This window comes from Streptomyces sp. P9-A4 (assembly GCF_036634195.1).
Taxonomy (GTDB): Bacteria; Actinomycetota; Actinomycetes; order Streptomycetales; family Streptomycetaceae; genus Streptomyces.
The window spans coordinates 1072933-1095953 of sequence record NZ_JAZIFY010000001.1; the positions used below are offsets into that span (position 1 = coordinate 1072933).

The window sequence follows — 23021 nt, forward strand, 5'->3', positions numbered from 1 at the left end:
CCCGGTTGTTCCCCCGTGATCGGGGGCTTCGTTCTGCCCCCGAGGGCCTCCTCCGGGGCCTTTCGCGACCCCTTCGCGCCCCCTTCGCGACCCTTCACGCTTACCCAGGGTCACCGCTTCCGGATCATGCGCTTCTCCTTAAGCCCGCACCCCCTGCGCAGGTACGATGCCCCCAGGTGCGGTCAAATCCCGTCCATGCGAAGACGGTTGTGGGGGACCCGATGGACATCGGCACGCAGGGCGCGCAGGCCCCCGCCGAACTCGCCTGGCTGCGCGGAGTCGACGCCTACACGATGGGCGCCTATCCGCAGGCGGAGGACGAGTTCCGGACGGCGGTACGGATCGACCCCGGAATGGCGGACGCCTGGCTCGGGCTGCACGCGCTCAGGGTCGACACCACGACCGCGCTGCTGCGCATGTACCGCAACCGCGACCGCTTCGGCGAGCAGCGCTCCCGGTACCGGCGCACCCTCAACTCCTGGTACTGGCTGGGCTGGTGGGTGCAGCCCGTCCTGGAGAGCCCGCGCGACCTGCTGCTCGCGCACGCCTCCCACTGGCTCGACGGCCGCCACGTACCGGAGCTCGACCGGGCCCTCGCCGGGCTCCCCCCGGTCGACACCGACCCCCAGGTGCGCTTCCTGCACGCCTGCCGCGCCTATCTCGTCAAGGACTGGGACCAGCTCGTCCGGCACACCGAGACCCTCGTCGACGATCCGCTGCTCGGCATCGAGGCCGGGCTCTTCGGCGGCATGGCCCGGGTCCGCCTGGAGATGTACGGGCAGGCCGAGCCGCTGCTCTCGGCCTCGCTGATGCGGTGCCGCAGCGAACAGCCCCAGCGCAAGGAGCTGCGCTACTGGCTGGCCCGCGCCCACGAGGGCACCGGGCGCAGCGCCGCCGCCCTGCCCCTCTACCGGGCCGTGCACCGGGTCGACCCGACGTTCATGGACACGGCCGCGCGGCTCGCGGCGATCACCGAGTACGACGGGTTCGAGGGGTACGACGGCCTGGACGACCCGACCGGACTCGCGACGGTCGCCCTCGGCACGCTCGGCGGAGGCCTCGGCCAGGACGCGGTGGACACCGCGCCGGGCACCGAGGCCGACGCCGGCGGTCCGCTCGGCGACGGCTTGCGGCTCGCGCCCGAACCCGTACCCCCGGTCGCGGCCCCGCCGCCGGAGACCGTACGGCAGAAGGCCCCGCTGCCGTCCCAGCCGGCGCCCCCGCGCTTCCCCGCGGGTCCCACCGATCCGCTGCTGCTCGCGGAGGCGCTCGCCGAGCTGGAGGGCATGGTCGGCCTGGAGCCGGTGAAGCGCCAGGTCAAGGCGCTGTCGGCGCAGCTGGAGATGGCCCGGCTGCGCGCCGGGCAGGGGCTTCCGGTCCAGCCGCCCAAACGCCACTTCGTCTTCTCCGGGCCTTCGGGCACCGGGAAGACCACCGTCGCCCGGATCCTCGGCCGGGTGTTCTACGCCCTCGGGCTGCTCGGCGGCGACCATCTGGTGGAGGCCCAACGGGCCGACATGGTGGGCGAGTTCCTCGGGCAGACGGCGGTCAAGGCCAACGAGCTGATCGACTCGGCGGTCGGCGGGGTGCTCTTCGTCGACGAGGCGTACGCGCTCTCGAACACCGGCTACAGCAAGGGGGACGCCTACGGCGACGAGGCCCTCCAGGTGCTCCTCAAGCGGGCCGAGGACAACCGCGACCACCTCGTAGTCATCCTCGCCGGGTACCCCGAGGGCATGGACCGGCTGCTCAGCACCAACCCCGGGCTGTCCTCCCGGTTCACCACCCGGGTCGACTTCCCCTCGTACCGGCCGCTGGAACTGACCGCCATCGGCGAGGTGCTCGCGGCGGCCAACGGGGACGGCTGGGACGAGGAGGCGCGCGAGGAGCTGGGCTCGATCAGCGGGCACGTCGTCGAGCAGGGGTGGATCGACGAACTGGGCAACGGCCGCTTCCTGCGCACCCTGTACGAGAAGTCCTGCGCGTATCGCGATCTGCGGCTCTCGGGCTACCCGGACACTCCGACCCGCGAGGACCTCGCGACCCTCCGGCTCGCCGACCTCATGCAGGCGTACGGCGAGGTCCTGTCGGGCCGCGGTCCGGTCGACCGCGGCCCCCAGCAGGAGCCTCCGGGGTACTAGGACACGCCCCGGCCCGCCGTCGGCCGGGCTGCCCCGACCGGCGTCGTCGGCATGCGGTGCGCGGGGTCCCGGACCTCGCCCACCAGCATCTCCAGTACGTCTTCCAGGGCGACCAGGCCGAGCACCCGGCCAGAGCCGTCCGCGACCTGCGCCAGATGGGTCGCGGCCCGGCGCATCACGGTCAGGGCGTCGTCGAGGGGCAGTTCGGCGCGGACCGTCGCCATCGGCCGCCACAGCCGCTGGGGCACCGCCCGCTCCCGCTCCTCCAGATCGAGGACGTCCTTCACGTGCACGAAGCCCGTGAAGGCGGCGCCCTCCTCGGCGCGGACCGGGAAGCGCGAGTACCCGGTGCGTACGGTCAGCTCCTCGATCTCGCGCGGCGTGACCGTCGACGGGACCGTGACCAGGGAGGCGGGGGCGATGAGGACGTCCGTGACCGGGCGGGTGCCCAGTTCGAGGGCGTCCTCCAGGCGCTCCTGCTCGGCCGGGTCGAGCAGTCCGGCCTGGCCCGCGTCCTCGACGAGCCGGCCGAGCTGGGCGCTGGTGAAGACCGCCTCCACCTCGTCCTTAGGCTCGACCTTGAACGCCCGCAGGACCAGCCGGGCGCAGGCGCCGAGCGCGGCCGTCACCGGCCGGCAGAGCCGGGCGAAGCCGACCAGGCCGGGGGCGAGCCAGAGCGCGGTCCGCTCGGGCGCGGCCATCGCGAGGTTCTTCGGGACCATCTCGCCGATGACGAGGTGGAGGAAGACGACCGCGGCGAGGGCGATGACATAGCCGAGCGGATGGATCAGGCCGTCCGGGACCCCGACCGCGTGGAAGACGGGTTCGAGGAGATGCGCGACGGTCGGCTCGGCGACCGCGCCGAGCGTCAGCGAGCAGATCGTGATGCCGAACTGCGCGGCCGCCATCATCTGCGGCAGGTTCTCCAGGCCGTGCAGGACCTGCTTGGCACGGGCGCCGCCCAGCGGCTCGATCTGGCTGCGGCGGACGGAGACGAGCGCGAACTCGGCCCCGACGAAGAAGCCGTTCGCCAGCACGAGGAGGACGGCGAAGAGAAGGGGAAGGGTGCTCATCGGGCCGCCTCCGCCGCCACGGGTACGGGGACGACGGCCTGGCCGGGGGCCTCGCCCGCGGCCCGGAACGCGCCCTGGTCCGCCGCGTGGTCCGGGCTCGGGCCCGAAGCCTGATCGGCCGGGTCCTTCCGTACGATCCGGACGCGCTCGGCGCGGTAGCGGTCGACCTGTCGCACCGAGAGCCGCCAGCCGGGCAGCTCGGCCCGGTCGCCGGGGGCGGGGATGCGCCCGAGGAGGTCGGCGACGAGCCCGGCCACGGTCTCGTACGGCCCGTCGGGCACGTCGAGGCCTATCCGGCGCAGGGTGTGGACCCGGCAGGAGCCGTCGGCCTCCCAGGCGGGGCGGCCGTCCTCGGCGGGGGCGGCGGCCAGCTCGGGGCGGCCGTCGGCCACCGTGTCGTGCTCGTCGCGGACCTCGCCGACGAGTTCCTCGACGATGTCCTCCAGGGTGACGACCCCGGCCGTGCCGCCGTACTCGTCGACGACCACCGCGATCGGCTGCTCCCTGCGCAGTCGCTCCAGAAGGGTCTGGGCGGGCAGCGTCTCGGGCACCAGGAGCGGAGGGACCGCGATCCGGCCGACGGGGGTGCGCAGCCGGGCGTGCGGGGCGACGGCCAGGGCGTCCTTGAGGTGGACCATCCCGACGATCTCGTCGATGCGGTCGCGGTAGACCGGGAAGCGCGAGAGGCCGGTGGCCCGGGTGAGATTGAGGACGTCGGCCGCGGTGGCGTCCCACTGGAGGGCGCTGACCTTCACGCGCGGGGTCATGACCTGCTCGGCGGTGAGGCCGCCGAGGGACAGGGTCCGTACGAAGAGGTCGGCGGTGTCCTGTTCGAGCGCGCCGGCCAGGGCCGAGTGGCGGGCCAGGGAGACCAGCTCGCCGGGGGTGCGGACCGAGTCCAGCTCGTCGGTGGGCTCGACGCCCAGGAGCCGGACGAGTCGGTTGGCGACCCGGTTGAGCACGGCGATCACCGGCCGGAAGGCGGCGGAGAAGCGGCGCTGCGGGGTGGCCACGAAGCGGGCGACCTGGAGCGGCCGGGAGACCGCCCAGTTCTTCGGCACGAGTTCGCCGACCACCATCTGGACGGCGGAGGCGAGCAGCATCCCGATCACCACGGCGATCCCGGAGACGGCCCCTTCGGGCAGTCCGGTCGCGGTGAGCGGTCCGTGCAGCAGTCCGGCGAGCGCGGGCTCGGCGAGCATGCCGACGACGAGCGAGGTGATGGTGATGCCGAGCTGGGTGCCGGAGAGCTGGAAGGACAGCTCGCGCAGGGCGGTGACGACAGTGCGGGCGCGCCGGTCGCCGGCGGCGGCGGCCCGCTCGGCCTCAGCGCGCTCGACGGTCACGAGACCGAACTCGGCGGCCACGAAGAAGCCGTTGGCGAGGATGAGGACGAAAGCCGCGAAGAGCAGCAGAAGGGAGACGATCATGCCGCCGCCTCCTGGGAGGGGGCGGCGCAGGTACTACCGGACGATCCGTCCATTGCTGGAGGGAGTCACTCCTCGGGTCGAAGGGTGGTCTCGCGGGCCGCGGCTGCGGCCCTGCACACGCGAGACGGTGGTGCCGCTCGGCACCACCGTCTCCAGAGTAGTCACGCGAACGCCCCGAAGGGCAGGGGGTCGGCCCCGGATGGGGGACGGATCGGGGTTCTCCCGGCCGGGTCCCGCACTCCGAAGCTCCGGGTTCAGTCCTCCGCGCCCGTCCCGCGGCTGTCGGCCAGGGCCCGCAGGGCGCGGGCGTCCCGGATGGCCGACTCCTTGGCGATGCCGGGCTGGATGCCGAGCACCGGCAGGCTGGTGCCGTCGCTCAGGTCGAGGAAGACCCAGGGGTCGCCGGGGCGCAGGTTGACCTTGAGGATCTCCGCCCAGGCCAGCCGTCGCGTCCGGGTGATGTTGACGACCGTGACGCCCTCGTCGTCGGCGACGACCTTGGGTCGGCTCAGGAGGACGAGGACCCCGGAGAGCAGCGCGGCGGTGAAGACGAAGCTGACGCGCTCCCCCGGTCCGAGCCGCTCCAGCATCAGCGCCACGGCTGTGATGACGACGAACATCGCGGTGCCCATGGTCAGCAGGATCGCCCGGGTGCGCCCGGGACGGAAGGTGACCGGAAGGGCGGGGGGCTGTGCGGTGGACATCAGGGTTCCTCGGGGCCTCGGGGCGTGCGGACCGTGCCGTCAGAGGCGGCAGGCGTGGATGGCGGTGGTGAGGATGGCGCGGGCGCCGATCTCGTACAGGTCGTCCATGATCCGCTGCGCCTCCTTGGCGGGGACCATCGCGCGGACGGCGACCCAGCCCTCGTTGTGCAGCGGGGAGACGGTCGGCGACTCCAGGCCCGGGGTGAGGGCGACGGCCTGCTCCAGGTGCTCGGCGCGGCAGTCGTAGTCCATCATCACGTACGAGCGGGCCACGAGGACGCCCTGCAGGCGGCGCAGGAACTGCTGGACCTGCGGGTGGTCGTCCGGGGCGCCGTGGCGGCGGACGACGACGGCCTCGGAGGTCAGGATCGGCTCGCCGATGACTTCGAGGCCGGCGTTGCGCAGGCTGGTGCCGGTCTCGACGACGTCCGCGATGACCTGGGCGACGCCCAGCTGGATCGCGGTCTCGACGGCGCCGTCGAGGTGGACGACGGAGGCGTCGATGCCCTGGTCGGCGAGGTGCTTGGCGACGATGCCCTCGTAGGAGGTGGCGATCGTCATGCCGCCGAAGTCCTCGGGGCCGTTCGCGGTGCCGGGCCGGGTGGCGTAGCGGAAGGTGGAGCGGCCGAAGTTCAGCGCGAGGATCTCCTCGGCGCTGGCGCCGGAGTCCAGGAGCAGGTCACGGCCGGTGATGCCGATGTCCAGCTTCCCGGAGGCGACGTAGATCGCGATGTCCTTGGGGCGCAGGTAGAAGAACTCGACCTCGTTGTCGGGGTCGATGACCACCAGTTCCTTGGACTCCTTGCGCTGCCGGTAGCCGGCCTCATGGAGCATTGCCGACGCAGGTCCGGAGAGGGAACCCTTGTTGGGGACGGCGATGCGCAGCATGGGGTGAGCTTCCTTTGCCTGGGAGTGGTGGGGAGACGAGAAGTCGTGCTCAGAGGTGGGCGTAGACGTCGTCGAGCGAGATCCCGCGGGCGACCATCATCACCTGGACGTGGTACAGCAGCTGCGAGATCTCCTCGGCGGCGGCTTCCTTGCCCTCGTACTCGGCGGCCATCCAGACCTCGGCGGCCTCTTCGACGACCTTCTTGCCGATGGCATGGACGCCCTTGTCCACCAGTTCCGCGGTGCGGGAGGTGGCCGGGTCGCCGGTCTCGGCCTTGAGCTTGAGCTCGGCGAAGAGCTCTTCGAAACTCTTTGAGGGTTTGTTCGCCATGATGGTCCTAAGAGTACGGGGTGCAAAAAGGCGGGCGCGCAGCGCCTCGTATGAGGGGTGGTGGTCGGGCGACGGGTGGGCCTAGCGCCAGGGTTCGCTGACCGTGCGCAGCGTGGTGGCGGTGGCGACGGCGGCGGTGACGGCCTCGTGGCCCTTGTCCTCGGAGGAGCCTTCGAGGCCGGCCCGGTCGAGGGCCTGTTCCTCGTTGTCGACGGTGAGGACGCCGAATCCGACGGGTACGCCGGTGTCGATCGAGACCTGGGTGAGGCCGTGGGTGACGCCCTGGCACACGTACTCGAAGTGCGGGGTTCCGCCGCGGATGACGACGCCGAGGGCCACGATGGCATCGTAGCCGCGCCCGGCGAGGACCTTCGCCACGACCGGGAGCTCGAAGCTGCCGGGGACGCGGAGCAGGGTCGGCTCGTCGATGCCCAGCTCGCTCAGGGCGCGCAGGGCGCCGTCGACGAGGCCGTCCATGATCTTCTCGTGCCACTGCGACGCGATGACCGCGACCCGGAGGTCGCCGCAGTTCTTCACGCTGAGGACGGGTGCGCCCTTGCCGCTCATGTCTCTCCTAGACGATTCGTACGTACGGGATTACTGGTTGCCGCAGGTGGAGGCCGGGGAGCCGTCGAGCCAGGGCAGGTCGTGGCCCATCCGGTCCCGCTTGGTGCGCAGATAGCGGAGGTTGTGCTCGCCGGCGGTGACCGGCATGGGCTCGCGGCCCTCGACCGTCAGGCCGTGCCGGGTCAGGGCGTCGATCTTGTCGGGGTTGTTGGTCATCAGGCGCAGGCTGCGGACGCCGAGGTCGACGAGGATCTGCGCGCCGGCCGCGTAGTCGCGGGCGTCGGCGGGGAGCCCGAGTTCCAGGTTGGCGTCGAGGGTGTCGCGGCCCTGCTCCTGGAGCTCGTACGCGCGGAGCTTGGACAGCAGACCGATGCCGCGGCCCTCGTGGCCCCGGAGGTAGACGACGACGCCGCGGCCGGCCTCGGTGATCCGGTCCATGGAGGCCTGGAGCTGGGGGCCGCAGTCGCAGCGCAGCGAGTGGAAGATGTCGCCGGTGAGGCACTCGGAGTGGACCCGGACCAGGACGTCGTCGCCGTCGCCGACCTCGCCGTGGACAAGGGCGACGTGCTCGACGCCGTCGACGGTGGAGCGGTAGCCGTACGCGGTGAAGTCTCCGTGCGCGGTGGGCAGGTGGACCTCGGCCTCGCGGCGGACGGTCGGTTCGGCGGAGCGCCGGTAGGCGATCAGGTCCTCGATGGAGATGATCGTGAGGCCGTGCTTGCGGGCGAAGGGGACCAGTTCGGGCAGGCGCAGCATGACGCCGTCCTCGCCGGCGATCTCGACGATCGCGCCGGCCGGGCGGAGGCCCGCGAGGCGGGCGAGGTCGACGGCGGCCTCGGTGTGGCCGGGGCGGACGAGGACGCCGCCGGTCTTGGCGCGGAGCGGGAAGATGTGGCCGGGGCGGACGAAGTCGGCGGGCTCGTGGCGGCCGCTCGCCAGCATCCGCAGGGTGGTGGCGCGGTCGGCGGCGGAGATGCCGGTGGTGACACCGTGGGAGGGGGCCGCGTCGACGGAGACGGTGAAGGCCGTGCGCATCGACTCGGTGTTGTGCTCGACCATCTGCGGGAGCTGGAGGCGCTCCAGTTCCTCGCCCTCCATGGGGGCGCAGATCAGGCCGCGGCACTCGCTCATCATGAAGGCGACGACCTCGGGGGTGGCCTTCTCGGCGGCGATGACGAGGTCGCCCTCGTTCTCGCGGTCCTCGTCGTCGACGACGACGACGGGGCGGCCGGCCGCGATGTCCCTGACGGCCTGTTCGACGGGGTCGAGGGCGAGGTCGGTGGCGTCCCAGAGGGGATGCGCGTTCATGCGTGGGCTCCTTCCAGGACGGTGGTGGCGCGGGAGCGCAGCCACCAGTCGCGCATGCCCCACAGGACGAGCGCGCCGTAGATGACGTACACGAAGCCGGAGAAGGCGTAGCCGTTGGCGAAGTTCAGCGGGACGCCGACCAGGTCGACGAGCAGCCAGGCGAACCAGAACTCGACCATGCCGCGCGACTGGGCGTACATCGCGACGACGGTGCCGACGAAGATGTACGCGTCGGGCCACGGGTCCCAGGACAGCTCCGGGAAGGCGGTGAAGAGCAGCGCGACGGCGACGGTGCCGAGGGCGGCGGCGCCGACCAGGAGGCCGCGCTCGCGCCAGGTGGCGAAGCGGACCGCGATGGAGCCGTCCTGGGCGTTCTGACGGCCGCGGTTCCACTGCCACCAGCCCCAGGAGGCGACGAGCATGACGACGACCTGCTTGCCGGCGCTTCCCGTGAGGTGTCCGGCGGCGAAGGCGACGAAGAGGATGACGCCCGAGAGGAACTGGGCGGGCCAGGTCCATATGGACCGGCGCCAGCCGAGCGCGAGGGCGAGCAGCCCGATCGTGTTGCCGATCATGTCGGACCACTTGATGTGCTGGTCGAAGACGGTGAACGCCTCGGAGTTGAGCCAGTTCACTTCTCGTTCTCCTTGGCGTCGGTGCCGGCGGTGGGGCCCGCGTCGGTGCCGAGCAGTCGCTCGACGTACTTGGCGATGACGTCCACTTCGAGGTTGACCGGGTCGCCGGACTGCTTGATGCCGAGCGTGGTCAGGTCGAGCGTGGTGGGGATGAGGCTGATGGTGAACCAGTCGTCGGCGACCTCGACGACGGTGAGGCTGACGCCGTCGACCGTGATCGAGCCCTTCTCGACGACATACCGGGAGAGGTGGGCGGGCAGGCCGACCCTGACCAGTTCCCAGTGCTCGGACGGGGTCCGCTCCAGGATGGTGCCGGTGCCGTCGACGTGGCCCTGGACGATGTGTCCGCCGAGCCGGCCGCCGAGGGCCATGGGCCGCTCCAGGTTGACGCGGGAGCCGACTCCGAGGGCGCCGAGGCTGGACCGCTTGAGGGTCTCGGCCATGACGTCGGCGGTGAACTCGCCGTCGCCGAACTCGACGACCGTGAGACAGACACCGTTGACGGCGATGGAGTCGCCGTGCTGGGCGCCTTCCGTGACCAGGGGGCCGCGCAGCCGGAAGCGGGAGGCGTCCTCCAGCTGCTCGACGGCGACGACCTCGCCCAGTTCTTCGACGATTCCGGTGAACACGGTCAGGCTCCCTTGAGGGTGGCGGTGATGCGGAGGTCGGTTCCGATGCGGGTGGTCTCGGTGATGTCGAGCCGCAACGCGTCGGTGATGGTGCTGATTCCCGCGTCGACGAGGGCCGCGGGGCCCGCGCCCAGGAGGACGGGGGCGAGGTAGCCGACGACCTGGTCGACGGCGCCCGCGGCGACGAAGGCGCCCGCGAGGGTGGGGCCGCCTTCGAGGAGTAGGGAGCGGACACCGCGCGCGTGGAGGGCGTCCAGGAGGGCGGGTACGGAGAGGCCGCGCTCGGCCCTGGGGAGGCGTACGACGTCCGTGAGGGTGGTCTCGGCGTCCTCGGCGACGGCGATCAGGGTGGGCGCGGCGTCGTCAAGGACCCGGGCGCCGGGCTTCACGGCGGTCGCTTCGGTGTCGACGACGACGCGCAGCGGCTGCACGACGCCTTCGATCCCGCGTACGGCCAGGTGAGGGTCGTCGGTGCGGGCGGTGCCGGAGCCCACGACGACGGCGTCGGCCTCGGCGCGCAGCCGGTGGACGTCGGCGCGGGACTCGGCGGAGGTGATCCAGCGGGAGGTGCCGTCGGCGGCGGCGATCCGGCCGTCGAGGGTGGCGGCGTACTTCCAGCGGACGAAGGGGCGGCCGTGGCGTACGGAGGTGAGCCAGGCGATGTTGACCGCCTCGGCCTCGTCCGCCAGGAGGCCCTGCCCGACGGTGACGCCGGCCGCGCGCAGGGTGTCGGCGCCGCCGGTGGCCTGCGGGTTCGGGTCCCCGACCGCGTAGACCACCCGGCTGACCCCGGCCTCGATCAGGGCTTGGGCACAGGGGCCGGTGCGGCCGGTGTGGTTGCAGGGTTCGAGGGTGACGTAGGCGGTGCCGCCGCGGGCGAGGACACCGGCCTCGCGCAGGGCGTGGACCTCGGCGTGCGGGCCGCCGGCGCGCCGGTGGAAGCCTTCGCCGACCGGGTGGCCCGAGGCGTCGGTGATGACGCATCCGACGACGGGGTTGGGGCTGGTGGCGCCGAGACCGCGTGCGGCGAGTTCGACGGCGCGTCGCATGGCGGTGATGTCGGCCTGCTGGGCCACCGGGTCCTCCTGCCTCTTCGGGCACGGACTCCGGGGCCTGTCGATGACGACAGAGAGCGGGAAGACGCCTCGCGCAGGGTGCGCCGAGGCCGCGTCCTCCGGGTACGCCGATCGAAGGGTCGATACGGCGGACCAGCGGACGTACGGCCGGCACACCCCTGACTGGGGTCGCCCGCCGCGCACTGCCTCCCATCCGGACTTTCACCGTCGGTCCAGGAATCTCACCTGGTCAACCGGCCGCTGGCTTGCGGACGGGTCGCGGACTATACCGCCGGTTCGGAATTACACCGACCCCGGAGTGCGCTGCTGCTGATACAGGGCCAGTGTGCCACGGCCCGCGTGGGGCGACGTGACCGAGTTCCTGTGGCCTGGCTCACAGGCTCGCACAGGATTCCTCTTTGGTCCAGACCTATTGACGCACTGGTCTAGTCCTCTTAATCTCCGTGTCACCTCCGAGGAACGGTCCGGCGGGGTGCGCACTCCACGGGCCCAACACGACCCACCCCCTTGTTCGTTGTGTATTACGACCTCCCCAGGAGGACCCGATCGTGTTGTCCCCCACCACGAAAAGAGCCTCGCTGCTCGCGTCCGGCGCGGCCGTCGCCGGACTGCTCCTCAGCTCGCTCGCCGGCGGCGTCTCGTACGCCGCCGACAACGAGTCCTGTCGCCCCGACGGGCTCTACAAGACCCCGGGCGTCGACGTCCCCTACTGCTCGGTCTACGACACCGAGGGCCGCGAGAAGATGGGCGCGGACCACCAGCGCCGGGTCATCGGCTACTTCACCGGCTGGCGCGACGGCAAGAACGGCCAGCCCGCGTACCTGGCCAAGGACATCCCGTGGGAGAAGATCACCCACATCAACTACGCCTTCGGCCACATCGGCTCCGACAACAAGCTCTCCGTCGGCACGGACGGCCCGGACAACGCCGCCACCGGGATGACCTGGCCCGGTGTCGCGGGCGCCGAGATGGACCCCTCGTACGCCTACAAGGGCCACTTCAACCTGCTCAACAAGTTCAAGAAGCAGCACCCGAACGTGAAGACGCTGATCTCGGTCGGCGGCTGGGCCGAGACCGGCGGCTACTTCGCGGACAACGGTGACCGGGTGAACTCCGGCGGCTTCTACTCGATGGCCACCAACGCCGACGGTTCGGTCAACCAGGCCGGGATCGACACCTTCGCCGCGTCGTCCGTCGACTTCATCCGCAAGTACGGCTTCAACGGCGTCGACATCGACTACGAGTACCCGACGACCATGAAGGACGCCGGAAACCCGCTCGACTGGCAGCTCGCCAACGCGCGCCGGGCCGGACTCGTCCAGGGCTACGCCGCCCTCATGAAGTCGCTGCGCGAGAAGCTGGACGTGGCCGGCGCCGCCGACGGCAAGCACTACCTGCTGACCGTCGCCGCCCCCTCCTCCGGCTACCTGCTGCGGGGCATGGAGACCTTCCAGATGCAGAAGTATCTGGACTACGTCAACATCATGTCCTACGACCTGCACGGCGCCTGGAACGAGTACGTCGGTCCCAACGCCTCCCTCTTCGACGACGGCAAGGACGGCGAGCTCGCCGCGGCCAACGTCTACGGATCGGCGCAGTACGGCAACATCGGTTACCTCAACACCGACTGGGCCTACCACTACTTCCGCGGCTCGATGCCGGCCGGCCGTATCAACATCGGCCTGCCGTACTACACCCGCGGTCACAAGAACGTGCAGGGCGGCACCGACGGCCTGTGGGGCAAGGCCTCCGCGACCACCTGCCCCGCCGGCGCGGGCCTGACCAAGTGCGGTGACGGCGCCACCGGCATCGACAACCTCTGGCACGACAGCGACACCAACGGTGTCGAGTCGCCCGCCGGCTCCAACCCGATGTGGCACGCCAAGAACCTCGAGAAGGGGATCGTCGGCGACTACGTCACGCGGTACGGCTTCCCGGCGAACACCACCCTGACCGGCACCTACGCCCGCAAGTACGACTCGACGCTGGTCGCGCCGTGGCTGTGGAACGCGCAGAAGAAGGTCTTCCTCTCCACCGAGGACGAGCAGTCGGTGGCCGCCAAGGCCGACTACGTGGTGAACAAGGGAATCGGCGGCACCATGGTCTGGGAGATGGCCGGTGACTACGCCTGGAACGCCGCCAAGGGCCAGTACGAGATGGGCTCGACGCTCACCTCGCTGATGTACGACAAGTTCAAGGCGGCCACCCCGTACGGCGCGAAGAAGTCCAACGCGACGCTGCCGACGCAGGCCGTGAAGATCGACGCCCAGTTCACCGAGTTCAAGCTGGGCGACTCGAACTACCCGATCACCCCGAAGATCAAGATCACCAACAACACGGCGACGGCGCTGCCGGGCGGCACGGAGTTCCAGTTCGACTACGGGACCTCGGCCCCGGCGAACGCCTCCGACCAGTCGGGCTTCGGCACCAAAGTGATCAGCAGCGACCACACGGGCAGCAACGTGGGCGGACTGAAGGGCGACTTCCACCGCGTCTCCCTGAAGCTCCCGGCCTGGCAGTCGCTGGCCCCGGGCGCGACGGTCGACCTGGCGTTCAACTACTACCTGCCGGTGTCCACCCCCTCCAACTGGACGGTGAACATCAACGGCACGGCGTACGCCCTCGCCGGTGACCTGGCGCGCGGCACGACGGTGGTGGAGCCGGGCTCCACGACCCCGCCGACCACCCCGCCGACGACGCCTCCGACCACCCCGCCCACGACCCCGCCGACGACTCCCCCGACCACGCCTCCGACGACGCCGCCCACGGGCTGCACCGCACCGGCGTACGTGGCCGGCTCGGTCTACAACGCGGGCAACGAGGTCTCCCACAAGGGCCACAAGTGGAAGGCCCAGTGGTGGACGCAGAACGAGGAGCCGGGCACGACCGGCGACTGGGGCGTCTGGAAGGACCTCGGCACCTGCTGAGCGACCACCGGGACACGCTGACGCACCCCCGATGAAGACCCCCGGCGGCGGACACTCACGGCCCTTGCCGCCGCCGGGCCCCCGCCGCGCCGCGCTTCCCTGTCCGGGGCGCGGCGCGGTCGCGTTCCCGCGCCCGTGGCGGCAGGCTGGAGGCATGGGGACGATCCTGGTGACCGGTGGCACCGGCACCCTCGGCCGGCCCGTCTGCGAGCTGCTGCGCGCGGACGGCCACGAGGTACGGGTCCTCAGCAGGCACTCACCGCCGTACGCGGTCGACCTGCGCCGCGGCGGACCGCTCCTGGACCGGGCCGTCGACGGGGTGGACGCGGTCGTCCACTGCAGCAACATCCCGCGCGGGGACAAGGAGGCCGCCCGCCTCCTGATCGAGGCCGCCCGGCGGGCCGACGTGCCGCACCTGCTGTACATCTCGATCGTCGGCGTCGACCGGGTGCCGCTCGGCCACTACCGGACCAAGTACGCCGTGGAGCGCATGATCCAGGGTTCGGGCATCGGCTGGACGCTGCTGCGGACCACCCAGTTCCACAACCTGGTCCTGCGGCTGCTCCAGGGCCTCGCCAAGCCGCCCGTCATGCTGCTCCCCAGGGACGTCCGGGACCAGCCGCTGGAGGTGACGGAGGCGGCAGCGCGCCTCGCCGAGCTGGCCGCGCGGCCTCCGGCGGGCCGGGTGGAGGACATGGGCGGCCCGGAGATCCGCACCTTCGCCGAGCTGGCCCGCTCCTATCTGCGGGCGAGCGGACGCCGGCGCCGCCTCGTGGAGGTGCCGCTGCCGGGCGGGGCGTACCGGGGGCTGCGGCGCGGCGGGCACCTGGCACCGGACCGCGCGGTGGGCCGGGTGACCTTCGACGAGTTCCTGGCACGCCGGTTCGGCGGGCCGGAGAAGACGGCGGGCGCGTAGCGGCTCGGCCGGGCGGAGGAGACGGCGGCCGAACCGGGACACGCGGGCCGCTGGCTCACCGACGGCCAGGGCCGGGTGGTCACCGTGCACGGCGTGAACATGGCCTACGGGAACAGCGCCTCCTGTGCCGCGTCCCTGGCGCGCAGCAGTGCGCCGCGCCGGACCGCCGCGTCGCCGAGCTCGGTCGCCCGGACCTGGGTGCGGAGCGGCGACAGGCTCGCGAGTGCCGACTCGACGCGGGCGGCGAGTTCGGCGCCGCCCTGGTGGCCGGTCTCGCCGCCGAGGACCACGCAGCCGGGGTCCAGGACGGAGACGACCGCGGCCGTGCCGACGGCGAGGCGGTGGGCGAGCGCGTCGAGGAAGGGGCCGTGGCCCGAGGCGAGCGCCCCGGCCGGGTCGAGGCCGTGCGCGGCGGCGAGGGCGTGGACGGCGGCCGAACAGGCCAGCTCGTGGAAGCCGCCGTCGCAGCCGGTGGCCGAGGGCAGCCCCGAGGTGCCGGGGACCGGCAGGAAGCCGATCTCGCCCGCGCCGCCCGAGGCGCCGCGGCGGAGCCGCCCGTCGAGGACCACGGCGGCGCCGACGCCCTGGCCGAGCCAGAGCAGGACGAAGTCCTCGCGGTCGCGGGCCGCGCCCTCGCGCAGTTCGGCGACGGCGGCGAGGTTGGTCTCGTTCTCGACGAGGACGTGGGCGGGCAGCCGTTCCTGGAGGACGCCGACGAGGCGTCGGTGCCAGGCGGGCAGCCCCGAGGAGTCGCGCAGTTCGCCGGTGGCCGGGTCGATGAGGCCGGGCGCGCCGACGGCGACGCTGTGCAGCCGGTCGGCGCCGGCCTCCTTGACGGTCCGCTCCAGAAGGGTGACCGCTTTCTCGACGGCGGCTCCGGTGCCGCTGCCGTCCCCGACGGGCACGGAGGCCTCGGCGAGGGTGGTGCCCAGCAGATCGGCGACGGTGACGGAGACCGAGCGGGTACGGACGTCGACGGCGGCGAGGTGCGCGCGGTCGGCGACGAGCCCGTACAGCTTGGCGTTGGGGCCGCGCCGCTCGGCTCCGGACTCCCCGACGACATGGACGAGCCCGGAGCCCTGGAGCCGTTCGACGAGATCGGCGACGGTGGGGCGGGAGAGTCCGGTGAGGGTCTTGAGCTGAGTGGCCGTCAACGGGCCCTCGTCCTGGAGCAGTCGCAGGGCGAACCGGTCGTTGATGGCTCGTGCGGTGCTCGGGGATGCGGCCATGCGGCGATCCTCTCAGACGCGTCCCGGCGGGGGCCCCACCCTATGGGCTATTTATCAGGCAGGGTTCCTGATAGTTTACGCGCCACACCACGACCCGGGGAGGCCCCATGGCGGCGGAGACCGTCACCAGCACCGAACGCCTGCGGCGGGCGCGCTTCGCCGTCGCCGCCGTCTTCTGCGTCCACGGCGCGGTCACCGGCAGCTTCGCCACCCGCATCCCCTGGATCCAGGAGCACGCGGGCGTCAGCGCCGGACAGCTCGGGCTCGCGCTCGCCTTCCCCGCGCTCGGCGCCTCCCTGGCGATGCCGCTCGCCGGGGCCGTCTCCCACCGCTTCGGCGCCCGCACGGCGCTGCGCGGACTGCTCGCCCTGTGGACGCTCGCACTGACCCTGCCCTCGCTCGCCCCGAACATCTGGGGCCTGTGCGGCGCGCTCTTCGTGTACGGCGCCACCGCGGGCATGTCCGACGTCGCGATGAACGCCCTCGGGGTCGAGACCGAGAACCGGCTCGGCAGGTCCATCATGTCCAGCCTGCACGGCATGTGGAGCGCGGGCGCCCTCATCGGCTCCGCCGCCGGCACGGTCGCCGCCCACCTCGGCGGCGACGCCCGTATCCACCACCTGATCGCCGCCCTGGTCCTCACCGCGCTCGGACTGCTCTTCTGCCAGGGCGTGCTCGACATCCACAGCACCCCCGACGAGGAGCCGCCGCCGCGCTTCTCGCTGCCGCCGAAGTCCGCGCTGATCATCGGCGCGGTCGGCTTCTGCGCGGTGTTCGCCGAGGGCGCCAGCCTCGACTGGTCCGCTGTCTACCTCCGGGACGAGCTGGGCGGCTCCGCCGGTGTCGCGGCCGCCTCCACGACCGCCTTCGCGCTGACGATGACCGTGGCGCGGCTGGCCGGCGACCGGGTGGTGGACCGCTTCGGCGCGGTCCGTACCGTACGGGTCGGGGGCGCCGTCGCCACCCTCGGCGGGGTCATGGTCGTCCTCGCCCCGCACGCCGCCGTCGCCATGGCCGGATTCGGTCTGATCGGGCTCGGGGTCGCGGTCGTCGTCCCGCTCGCCTTCGCCGCGGCCGGGCGCAGCGGCCCGAACCCCAGCCAGGCCATCGCGGGCGTCGCCACCATCACGTACACCTCGGGACTCATCGCGCCCTCGGCGATCGGCGGCATCGCCGACGCGACCTCCCTGGTCCTCTCGTTCGGCCTGGTCACGCTGCTCACCCTGGGGCTGGTGCTCGGCGCGGGGGTGCTCAGGTCCGGCGGGCGGGAGACGTCGCCGACGGCGCCCGCGCCCGAGAAGGCCTCGGGTCCGGTCGCGTAGACCGAGGGGGGAGGCGGTCGCGTCCGCGCACCCTCCGGCGGCGCATACCATATGGCTGATCTTTTGCGGTCATGACACGGCCGCCGGAACCGTAGAACGGGAGCGACCTCATGAACCTCGGCGTGCGCTGGACCTTGCACGGCGACGGGAAGACACCCGCTCCCGGAGCCGTCGTCCGCCCGGACGAACGGCTCACCTGGCCCCGTACGGTCGGCCTCGGCGCCCAGCACGTGGTCGCGATGTTCGGGGCGTCCTTCGTCGCCCCGGTCCTCATGGGCCTTGACCCGAACCTGGCGATCATGATGTCGGGCGTCGCGACCGCGATCTTCCTTCTCGCGACCCGTGGCACCGTCCCCTCCTATCTGGGCTGCTCGCTCTCCTTCGTCGGCGTCGCCGCCGCGATCCGCGCCTCCGGCGGCACCAGCGCCACCGTGACCGGCGCGGTCCTCGTCGTCGGCGCGGTGCTCTTCCTCGCCGGTTTCGCGGTACGGAAGTTCGGCGCGCGGATCATCCACGCGGCGATGCCGCCGGTGGTGACCGGCGCCGTGGTCATGCTGATCGGCTTCAACCTGGCCCCGGTCACCGCGTCGACGTACTGGCCGCAGGACCAGTGGACGGCCCTCCTCGTGATGCTGTTCACGGGTCTCGCCGTCGTCTGTCTGCGCGGCTTCTGGTCGCGGATCGCGATCTTCCTCGGCCTGGTCTTCGGCTACGGCATCTCCTGGGTGTTCGACCTCGTCTTCGGCAAGATCCACTCGGTGTCCCCGGGCGGCCAGGTCACCGACCACTGGCGGCTCGACCTCTCCGGTGTGTCCAAGGCCGACTGGATAGGTCTGCCGTCGTTCCACGGCCCGAGCTTCGAGTGGTCCGCGATCCTGGTCGCGCTGCCCGTCGTCATCGCCCTGATCGCCGAGAACGCCGGGCACGTGAAGGCCGTCGGCGAGATGACCGGTGACAACCTGGACGACCAGCTCGGCACCGCCATCGCCGCCGACGGGGCCGCCTCGATGCTGTCGACGGCCGTCGGCGGCCCGCCGAACACCACGTACTCCGAGAACATCGGCGTCATGGCCGCCACCCGTGTCTACTCGACGGCCGCCTACTGGGCCGCCGCAGGCTTCGCCCTGCTCTTCGGCCTCTGCCCGAAGTTCGGCGCGGTCGTCGCCGCCATCCCCGGCGGTGTCCTGGGCGGCATCACCGTGATCCTCTACGGCATGATCGGCCTGCTGGGCGCCCAGATCTGGATCACCGCCAAGGTCGACCTGCGCAACCCGCTCAACCTGGTCCCGGCCGCCGCGGGCATCATCATCGGCGTCGGCGGGGTGAAGCTGACCTTCACCGACAGCTTCGAGCTGGGCGGCATCGCCCTCGGCACGATCGTCGTCATCACCGGCTACCACGTGCTGCGCGCCTTCGCCCCGGCCCACCTCAAGCAGCAGGAGCCGCTGCTCGACTCCGGCACCAGCTCGTACGAGAGCACGTCCGGCGAGGACCCGGCGTCGAAGAACTGAGTGATTCGCCCGTTCTGGGGAAGCCGGACCCGGAACGTTCCCCCGGTGGCCCGGCTGCTGGGAGCCTGCCCCCATGGCGCAGACCCAGCAGATCGGACAGCGGCTCGCGAGGAACGAGCGGATCGGGCAGCAGCTCGGGCCGTTCCTGGCGGTCGACCCCGTCGTGGACCGGTTGCGGGCGCTGCGCTCCGCCTGGCATCCGGCCGACGGGGTCGCCGTCTTCAACCGGGTCTATCTGACCGTGACCGAGGAGATCGGCCACGCCATCGAGGCGGGCGGCTTCGCCGACCGGCGGGCCGCCACCACCCTGGACGTACGGTTCGCCCAGCGCTACCTGTCCGCGGTCGACGCCGTCGCGAGCGGCGGCCCCGCCCCCGCCTGCTGGCGGCCCCTCTTCCGCTACCGGCGCCACCCCGGCGTACGGCCGCTGCAGTTCGCGCTCGCCGGGATCAACGCCCACATCGGCCACGACCTGGCGCTCGCGGTCGTCGACGCCTGTCACGACCTGGAGTGCGCGCCCGCCGCCCTGGAGGACGAGTTCGACCGGGTCGGCGACATCCTGGTCCTCCTGGAGGAGCGCATCCGGGAGGAACTGATGCCGGGCCCGGACCTCCTGGAGATCGCGGACCCGCTCACCCATCTGCTCGGCTGCTGGAGCCTGGACCGGGCCAGGGACGGGGCCTGGCTCGCGGCGCGCTCGCTGTGGCAGCTGCGCGGGCTTCCCGAACTGGCCGAGGAGTTCACGGAACGCCTCGACCGGTCGGTGGGCCTGGTGGGGCGGATGCTGCTCACACCCCTGACCAGGCCCTGATACCGCTCGGCTCCCGGCAGCGGCCGGGAGCCGGTGGCCGGGATCAGTCCTCCGGCAGCTCGACCGGGGCGATCTCGTCGTACAGGTCGCCCGGGCCCGGGTTGGTGGCGTCGGTGCCGCCGCCGAAGTGGTGCATCACGCCCCAGACCGCGTTGAGCGCCGTCTGCACCGCGCCCTCGGCCCAGCCGGCCGTCCAGGAGATGTCGTCGCCCGCGAGGAAGATGCCCCGCTTGTCCTCGGGCAGCCGGTCCTGCATGAAGTGGGTGAACAGGCGCCGCTGGTAGCGGTAGTGACCGGGCAGGTTCGCCTTGAAGGCGCCCATGAAGTAGGGCTCGTTCTCCCAGGAGACCGTCACCGGGTTGCCGATGATGTGCTTCCGGATGTCGACCTTCGGGTAGATCTCGCCGAGCGACTTCAGCATGACCTCCATCCGCTCGTTCGCGGACAGCGGCAGCCACTTCAGGCTGTCGTCGCACCAGGTGTACGAGAGGCAGATCGTGGCCGGCTTGTCCGGGCCGTCGTCCAGGAGGTAGGTGCCGCGGGTCATCCGGTCGGTGAGCGTCATCGACATGACGTCCCGGCCGGTCGGATTTCCCCTGTCGTCGACGGCCTCGTCCAGCCAGAACGGCCGGTCGACGGGCACGAACAGCTTCGACGACTCCATGTAGTGGGTCCGCTCGATCGCCGTCCAGTGGTCGATCGGGAAGAGCGAGTCGTCACAGGCGATCTTGGAGAGCAGCATCCAGGACTGCGCGGTGAAGATCGCCGCCGGGAAGGTACGGATGTCGCCGGAGGCGTCCGTGACGGTGATCCGGTTGCCGGCGGTCCGGTTGAGCCGGGTCACGGCCGGCCTCGGGGCGCCCTCGTGGAGGGAGCTGAGGGAGGTGCCCTGCGCCCAGTGGACGATCTTCTCCGGCTCGCGCTCCCAGAGGCGTACCGGCAGCTGCTGCGAGCCGCCGACGATGCCGCGGTGGTGGTCGTCCGCCTCGGTGTAGACGACGCGGAGGATCTCCAGGATGGAGTTGGGGAAGTCGGTGTCCCAGCCGCCGGTGCCGAAGCCGACCTGGCCGAAGATCTCGCGGTGCCGGAAGGACTTGAAGGACTCCGACTCGCAGAGGAAGCCGTAGAAGGTCTGGTTGTCGAGCTTCTCGACGAGCTTCGCCCAGATCTCGCGGATGCGCGGGACGTCGCGCTCGCGCATGGCCTGATTCATGTCGGAGAAGTCGGCGCCCTCGTCCAGACAGGCGTTCCAGGCGTTCATCACATCGCGGTAGACCTGCGGGAGGTCGTCGACGGTGGTGGCGTAGTGCGACTCGCCCTTGAGGTCGACGACGGTCGACGGGGTCGACTCGGCCAGCGGGTTCGGGAACGGCGTGGTCTCCAGGCCGACCAGGTCGATGTAGTGCTGGAGGGCGGTCGACGAGGGCGGGAAGCGCATGGCGCCCATCTCGGCGGTGAGGCCCTCGGCGGCGGTGCCCTCGAAGCCGACGGTGCGCAGCCGGCCGCCGATCTGGTCGGCCTCGTAGACGACGGGCTTGAGGCCCATCTTCATCAGCTCGTACGCGGCGATGATGCCGGAGAGCCCGCCGCCGATGACGGCGACCTCGGTGCCGTGCTCGGTGGCCGGTATCTGGCCGAGTCCGGCCGGGTGGGCCAGGAAGTCGTCGTAGGCGTACGGGAAGTCCGGACCGAACATGGTGATCGGCGGCTGGCCGTCGCTGTGGGGGACGGCGGTCGTGGGCACCGTGGACGTCATGGGGTACGGACTCCTTGCACGCAAAAAAGAGAGAGGCAGGTCGGGAAGGCTCGGGAGACGGCTCAGACGAGGGGGCCGTAGAGGGCGGGCCGCCGGTCGCGGAGGTAGGGGTTCTCCGCGCGGGAGGCGGCGAGGAAGGCCGTGTCGACATCGCCGAGGACCAGGTCGTCGCCGCGACCGGCGCGGGCGCGGGCGGTGCCGTCGGGCCCGGCCAGGGTGGAGAGGCCGACGAACTCGAAGCCGCCCTCGGGGCCGGTGCGGTTGGCGTACGCGATGTAGAGCTGGTTCTCGAAGGCGCGGACCGGCACCACGGACAGCGGCACGATCTCGGCGGGGTGCATGAGCGCGGTCGGTACGAGGAGGAGTTCCGTGCCGGCCAGCGCGTGGGCCCGCACGTTCTCGGGGAACTCGACGTCGTAGCAGATCATCATGCCGACGGTGAGGCCCTCGATCTCCGCCTGGACGACCGCCCGGTCACCGGGGGTGAACCACTTCGACTCGAAGTCCCCGAAGAGGTGGGTCTTGCGGTAGTTCGCCAGCGGGACGCCGTCGGCGCCGATGAGCTGGGCGGAGTTGTGGAGGACCCCGTGGCGCTCGGTGTTCCGCTCCGGGTAGCCGTAGCCGACGGCCAGGCCGTGGCGCACGGCGACGGCCGCGACGGCGCGGGCGGAGGGGCCGTCGGCGGGCTCGGCCAGGCGGGCCATGTCGTCGCCGATGGCGTATCCGGTGAGGAAGAGCTCGGGGGCGAGCAGCAGGCCCGCTCCGGCGGCGGCGGCGCGGGCGGCGGCCTCGTCGAGGATCTTGAGGTTGGCGGCCACGTCACCGAGCTCACCGGAGCTCTGGAGCAGGGCGGTGCGCAGCGCGGGCATGAGCGGTCCTCGGAGGTCGGAGCGGAGGGGGAAGACGTCAAAAACGGTACGGTTTCGCACTCCTTCGGGACAAGGAGGCAGCGTTGCGGACCGACCGTCGAACCGTTGCGCGATCGGCCGGGACGGCGGCGATTCGTTGCGCGGGGCTCCGCCCGGGGGTGTACGGCTCCCCCGCCGCGCGGCGGAGACGAGGACCGTTCTCCGGCGCGACGACCCGGCGGGGGCCGCGCGGAAGAGTGGTCCTCGTCCGGAAGACCTGCCGGACGACCTGCCGAAAGGGACCACGATGAACCGTCGTACGAAGACCGTCGCCGTCGCCGCCGCCGTGCTGCTGACCCTGGGGGCCGGGGGCATCGCCGCCGCGGCGGGGGGAGACACCGGGCACGGGGACGGCGGGGTCCGGGAGGCCGCCGCGCTGACCGGGACGGCCAAGCTGTACCGCCCGGCCGGGGACGACATCACGTTCAGCTTCGACGCTCATCTGGCGGCGAAGGACAACAAGGATCCGCAGGCCGCGACCGGCACCTTCCGGTTCAGCCACTACAAGGACGGGAAGGGCGGCTACGCGGTGGCGAAGGTCGACTGCCTCACCACGGGGGGCAAGGTGGCGGTGGTGACGGGTGTCGTCACCGAGACCGACGTGGACGCCTTCCGGAACAAGCGGGTCGGGATCTCCGTGCACGACGACGGCAAGCGGGACCGTCTCGGCTACAGCTGGGTCGGGCGCGATACGAACCTGGAGGTTCCGCCGTGCCTCAGCTCCGCCCCCTTCGAGCAGGTGCAGGCCGGAACGGGCGACTTCCACGTGCTGCCGTGGAAGCTGGAGTACCCGACCGAATAGTCCCGGACAGACCGCCCCACGGGGGTGGGCGGGCGAAGGGCGGTGCGGGAACCACGG

20 protein-coding genes and 1 riboswitch are annotated in these 23021 nt (G+C 71.9%); of the genes, 7 read left to right on the plus strand and 13 right to left on the minus strand.

The window, feature by feature from the left end; all coding sequences use genetic code 11:
- Nucleotides 1–221: 221 nt before the first annotated feature.
- Nucleotides 222–2141 carry an AAA family ATPase gene (locus tag V4Y03_RS04700; RefSeq protein WP_317875542.1) on the plus strand — a complete coding sequence of 640 codons (1920 nt, stop codon included), beginning with the start codon at nucleotides 222–224 and terminating at the stop codon, nucleotides 2139–2141.
- Here V4Y03_RS04700 and V4Y03_RS04705 read toward each other — a convergent pair.
- The 10 genes from V4Y03_RS04705 to ribD all read right to left on the minus strand — a co-directional run bounded on the left by V4Y03_RS04705 (nucleotide 2138) and on the right by ribD (nucleotide 10782).
- Nucleotides 2138–3214 carry a hemolysin family protein gene (locus V4Y03_RS04705; RefSeq protein ID WP_317875543.1) on the minus strand — a complete coding sequence of 359 codons (1077 nt, stop codon included), beginning with the start codon at nucleotides 3212–3214 and terminating at the stop codon, nucleotides 2138–2140. The two genes, V4Y03_RS04700 and V4Y03_RS04705, sit on opposite strands and share 4 nt — an antisense overlap.
- Entirely contained in the window at nucleotides 3211–4644 is a 1434-nt protein-coding gene (locus tag V4Y03_RS04710; protein WP_332434106.1) for a hemolysin family protein, read from the minus strand. Before V4Y03_RS04710 ends, V4Y03_RS04705 begins: the two co-directional genes overlap by 4 nt.
- Nucleotides 4645–4898: 254 nt before the next feature.
- Nucleotides 4899–5348: a PH domain-containing protein gene (locus V4Y03_RS04715; protein ID WP_317875545.1), complete on the minus strand. Its 450-nt coding sequence runs from the start codon at nucleotides 5346–5348 to the stop codon at nucleotides 4899–4901.
- A 39-nt stretch (nucleotides 5349–5387) separates the two neighbouring features.
- Nucleotides 5388–6236, minus strand: a complete 849-nt coding sequence (gene hisG, locus V4Y03_RS04720) for an ATP phosphoribosyltransferase (protein ID WP_030551962.1) — start codon at nucleotides 6234–6236, stop codon at nucleotides 5388–5390.
- A gap of 49 nt (nucleotides 6237–6285) precedes the next feature.
- A complete protein-coding gene (locus V4Y03_RS04725) occupies nucleotides 6286–6567 on the minus strand; it encodes a phosphoribosyl-ATP diphosphatase (protein ID WP_056566882.1) in 282 nt (93 codons plus the stop codon).
- Nucleotides 6568–6648: 81 nt separating this feature from the next.
- The gene (gene ribH / locus V4Y03_RS04730) at nucleotides 6649–7134 is read right to left on the minus strand and encodes a 6,7-dimethyl-8-ribityllumazine synthase (RefSeq protein ID WP_317875546.1); all 486 of its coding nucleotides are present in this window, start codon (nucleotides 7132–7134) and stop codon (nucleotides 6649–6651) included.
- A gap of 30 nt (nucleotides 7135–7164) precedes the next feature.
- Entirely contained in the window at nucleotides 7165–8442 is a 1278-nt protein-coding gene (locus tag V4Y03_RS04735) for a bifunctional 3,4-dihydroxy-2-butanone-4-phosphate synthase/GTP cyclohydrolase II (RefSeq protein WP_332434109.1), read from the minus strand.
- Nucleotides 8439–9077 (minus strand): nicotinamide mononucleotide transporter family protein, encoded by a 639-nt coding sequence (locus V4Y03_RS04740; protein WP_332434110.1) that lies wholly within the window; start codon nucleotides 9075–9077, stop codon nucleotides 8439–8441. Before V4Y03_RS04740 ends, V4Y03_RS04735 begins: the two co-directional genes overlap by 4 nt.
- On the minus strand, nucleotides 9074–9706 hold the full coding sequence (locus tag V4Y03_RS04745) for a riboflavin synthase (protein WP_317875549.1): 633 nt from the start codon (nucleotides 9704–9706) through the stop codon (nucleotides 9074–9076). Before V4Y03_RS04745 ends, V4Y03_RS04740 begins: the two co-directional genes overlap by 4 nt.
- A 2-nt stretch (nucleotides 9707–9708) precedes the next feature.
- The gene (ribD, locus tag V4Y03_RS04750; protein ID WP_332434111.1) at nucleotides 9709–10782 is read right to left on the minus strand and encodes a bifunctional diaminohydroxyphosphoribosylaminopyrimidine deaminase/5-amino-6-(5-phosphoribosylamino)uracil reductase RibD; all 1074 of its coding nucleotides are present in this window, start codon (nucleotides 10780–10782) and stop codon (nucleotides 9709–9711) included.
- A 175-nt stretch (nucleotides 10783–10957) separates the two neighbouring features.
- A riboswitch (FMN riboswitch) is annotated at nucleotides 10958–11088 on the minus strand.
- A gap of 242 nt (nucleotides 11089–11330) precedes the next feature.
- Between ribD and V4Y03_RS04755 the strand changes: the two genes are divergently transcribed.
- Both V4Y03_RS04755 and V4Y03_RS04760 read left to right on the plus strand, forming a co-directional pair.
- Entirely contained in the window at nucleotides 11331–13709 is a 2379-nt protein-coding gene (locus V4Y03_RS04755; protein WP_332434112.1) for a chitinase C-terminal domain-containing protein, read from the plus strand.
- Nucleotides 13710–13863: 154 nt separating this feature from the next.
- Nucleotides 13864–14625, plus strand: a complete 762-nt coding sequence (locus V4Y03_RS04760; protein ID WP_332434113.1) for an SDR family oxidoreductase — start codon at nucleotides 13864–13866, stop codon at nucleotides 14623–14625.
- 104 nt (nucleotides 14626–14729) lie between these two features.
- Here V4Y03_RS04760 and V4Y03_RS04765 read toward each other — a convergent pair whose 3' ends face one another.
- Nucleotides 14730–15854 (minus strand): ROK family transcriptional regulator, encoded by a 1125-nt coding sequence (locus V4Y03_RS04765; protein ID WP_332434114.1) that lies wholly within the window; start codon nucleotides 15852–15854, stop codon nucleotides 14730–14732.
- 107 nt (nucleotides 15855–15961) lie between these two features.
- Between V4Y03_RS04765 and V4Y03_RS04770 the strand changes: the two genes are divergently transcribed.
- The 3 genes from V4Y03_RS04770 to V4Y03_RS04780 all read left to right on the plus strand — a co-directional run bounded on the left by V4Y03_RS04770 (nucleotide 15962) and on the right by V4Y03_RS04780 (nucleotide 19498).
- Complete coding sequence (locus V4Y03_RS04770; protein ID WP_317876893.1) at nucleotides 15962–17176, plus strand: MFS transporter; 1215 nt, start codon at nucleotides 15962–15964, stop codon at nucleotides 17174–17176.
- Between the two features lie 110 nt (nucleotides 17177–17286).
- On the plus strand, nucleotides 17287–18687 hold the full coding sequence (locus V4Y03_RS04775; protein WP_332434115.1) for a uracil-xanthine permease family protein: 1401 nt from the start codon (nucleotides 17287–17289) through the stop codon (nucleotides 18685–18687).
- A 73-nt stretch (nucleotides 18688–18760) separates the two neighbouring features.
- A complete protein-coding gene (locus tag V4Y03_RS04780) occupies nucleotides 18761–19498 on the plus strand; it encodes a DUF5995 family protein (protein WP_317876895.1) in 738 nt (245 codons plus the stop codon).
- 43 nt (nucleotides 19499–19541) lie between these two features.
- Here V4Y03_RS04780 and V4Y03_RS04785 read toward each other — a convergent pair whose 3' ends face one another.
- A complete protein-coding gene (locus V4Y03_RS04785) occupies nucleotides 19542–21254 on the minus strand; it encodes a flavin monoamine oxidase family protein (RefSeq protein WP_317876896.1) in 1713 nt (570 codons plus the stop codon).
- Nucleotides 21255–21316: 62 nt separating this feature from the next.
- Entirely contained in the window at nucleotides 21317–22123 is an 807-nt protein-coding gene (locus V4Y03_RS04790; RefSeq protein ID WP_332434116.1) for a carbon-nitrogen hydrolase family protein, read from the minus strand.
- A 286-nt stretch (nucleotides 22124–22409) separates the two neighbouring features.
- Here V4Y03_RS04790 and V4Y03_RS04795 point away from each other — a divergent pair, with 286 nt between their 5' ends.
- Nucleotides 22410–22964 carry a Repetin gene (locus tag V4Y03_RS04795; protein ID WP_332434117.1) on the plus strand — a complete coding sequence of 185 codons (555 nt, stop codon included), beginning with the start codon at nucleotides 22410–22412 and terminating at the stop codon, nucleotides 22962–22964.
- Nucleotides 22965–23021 lie beyond the last annotated feature (57 nt).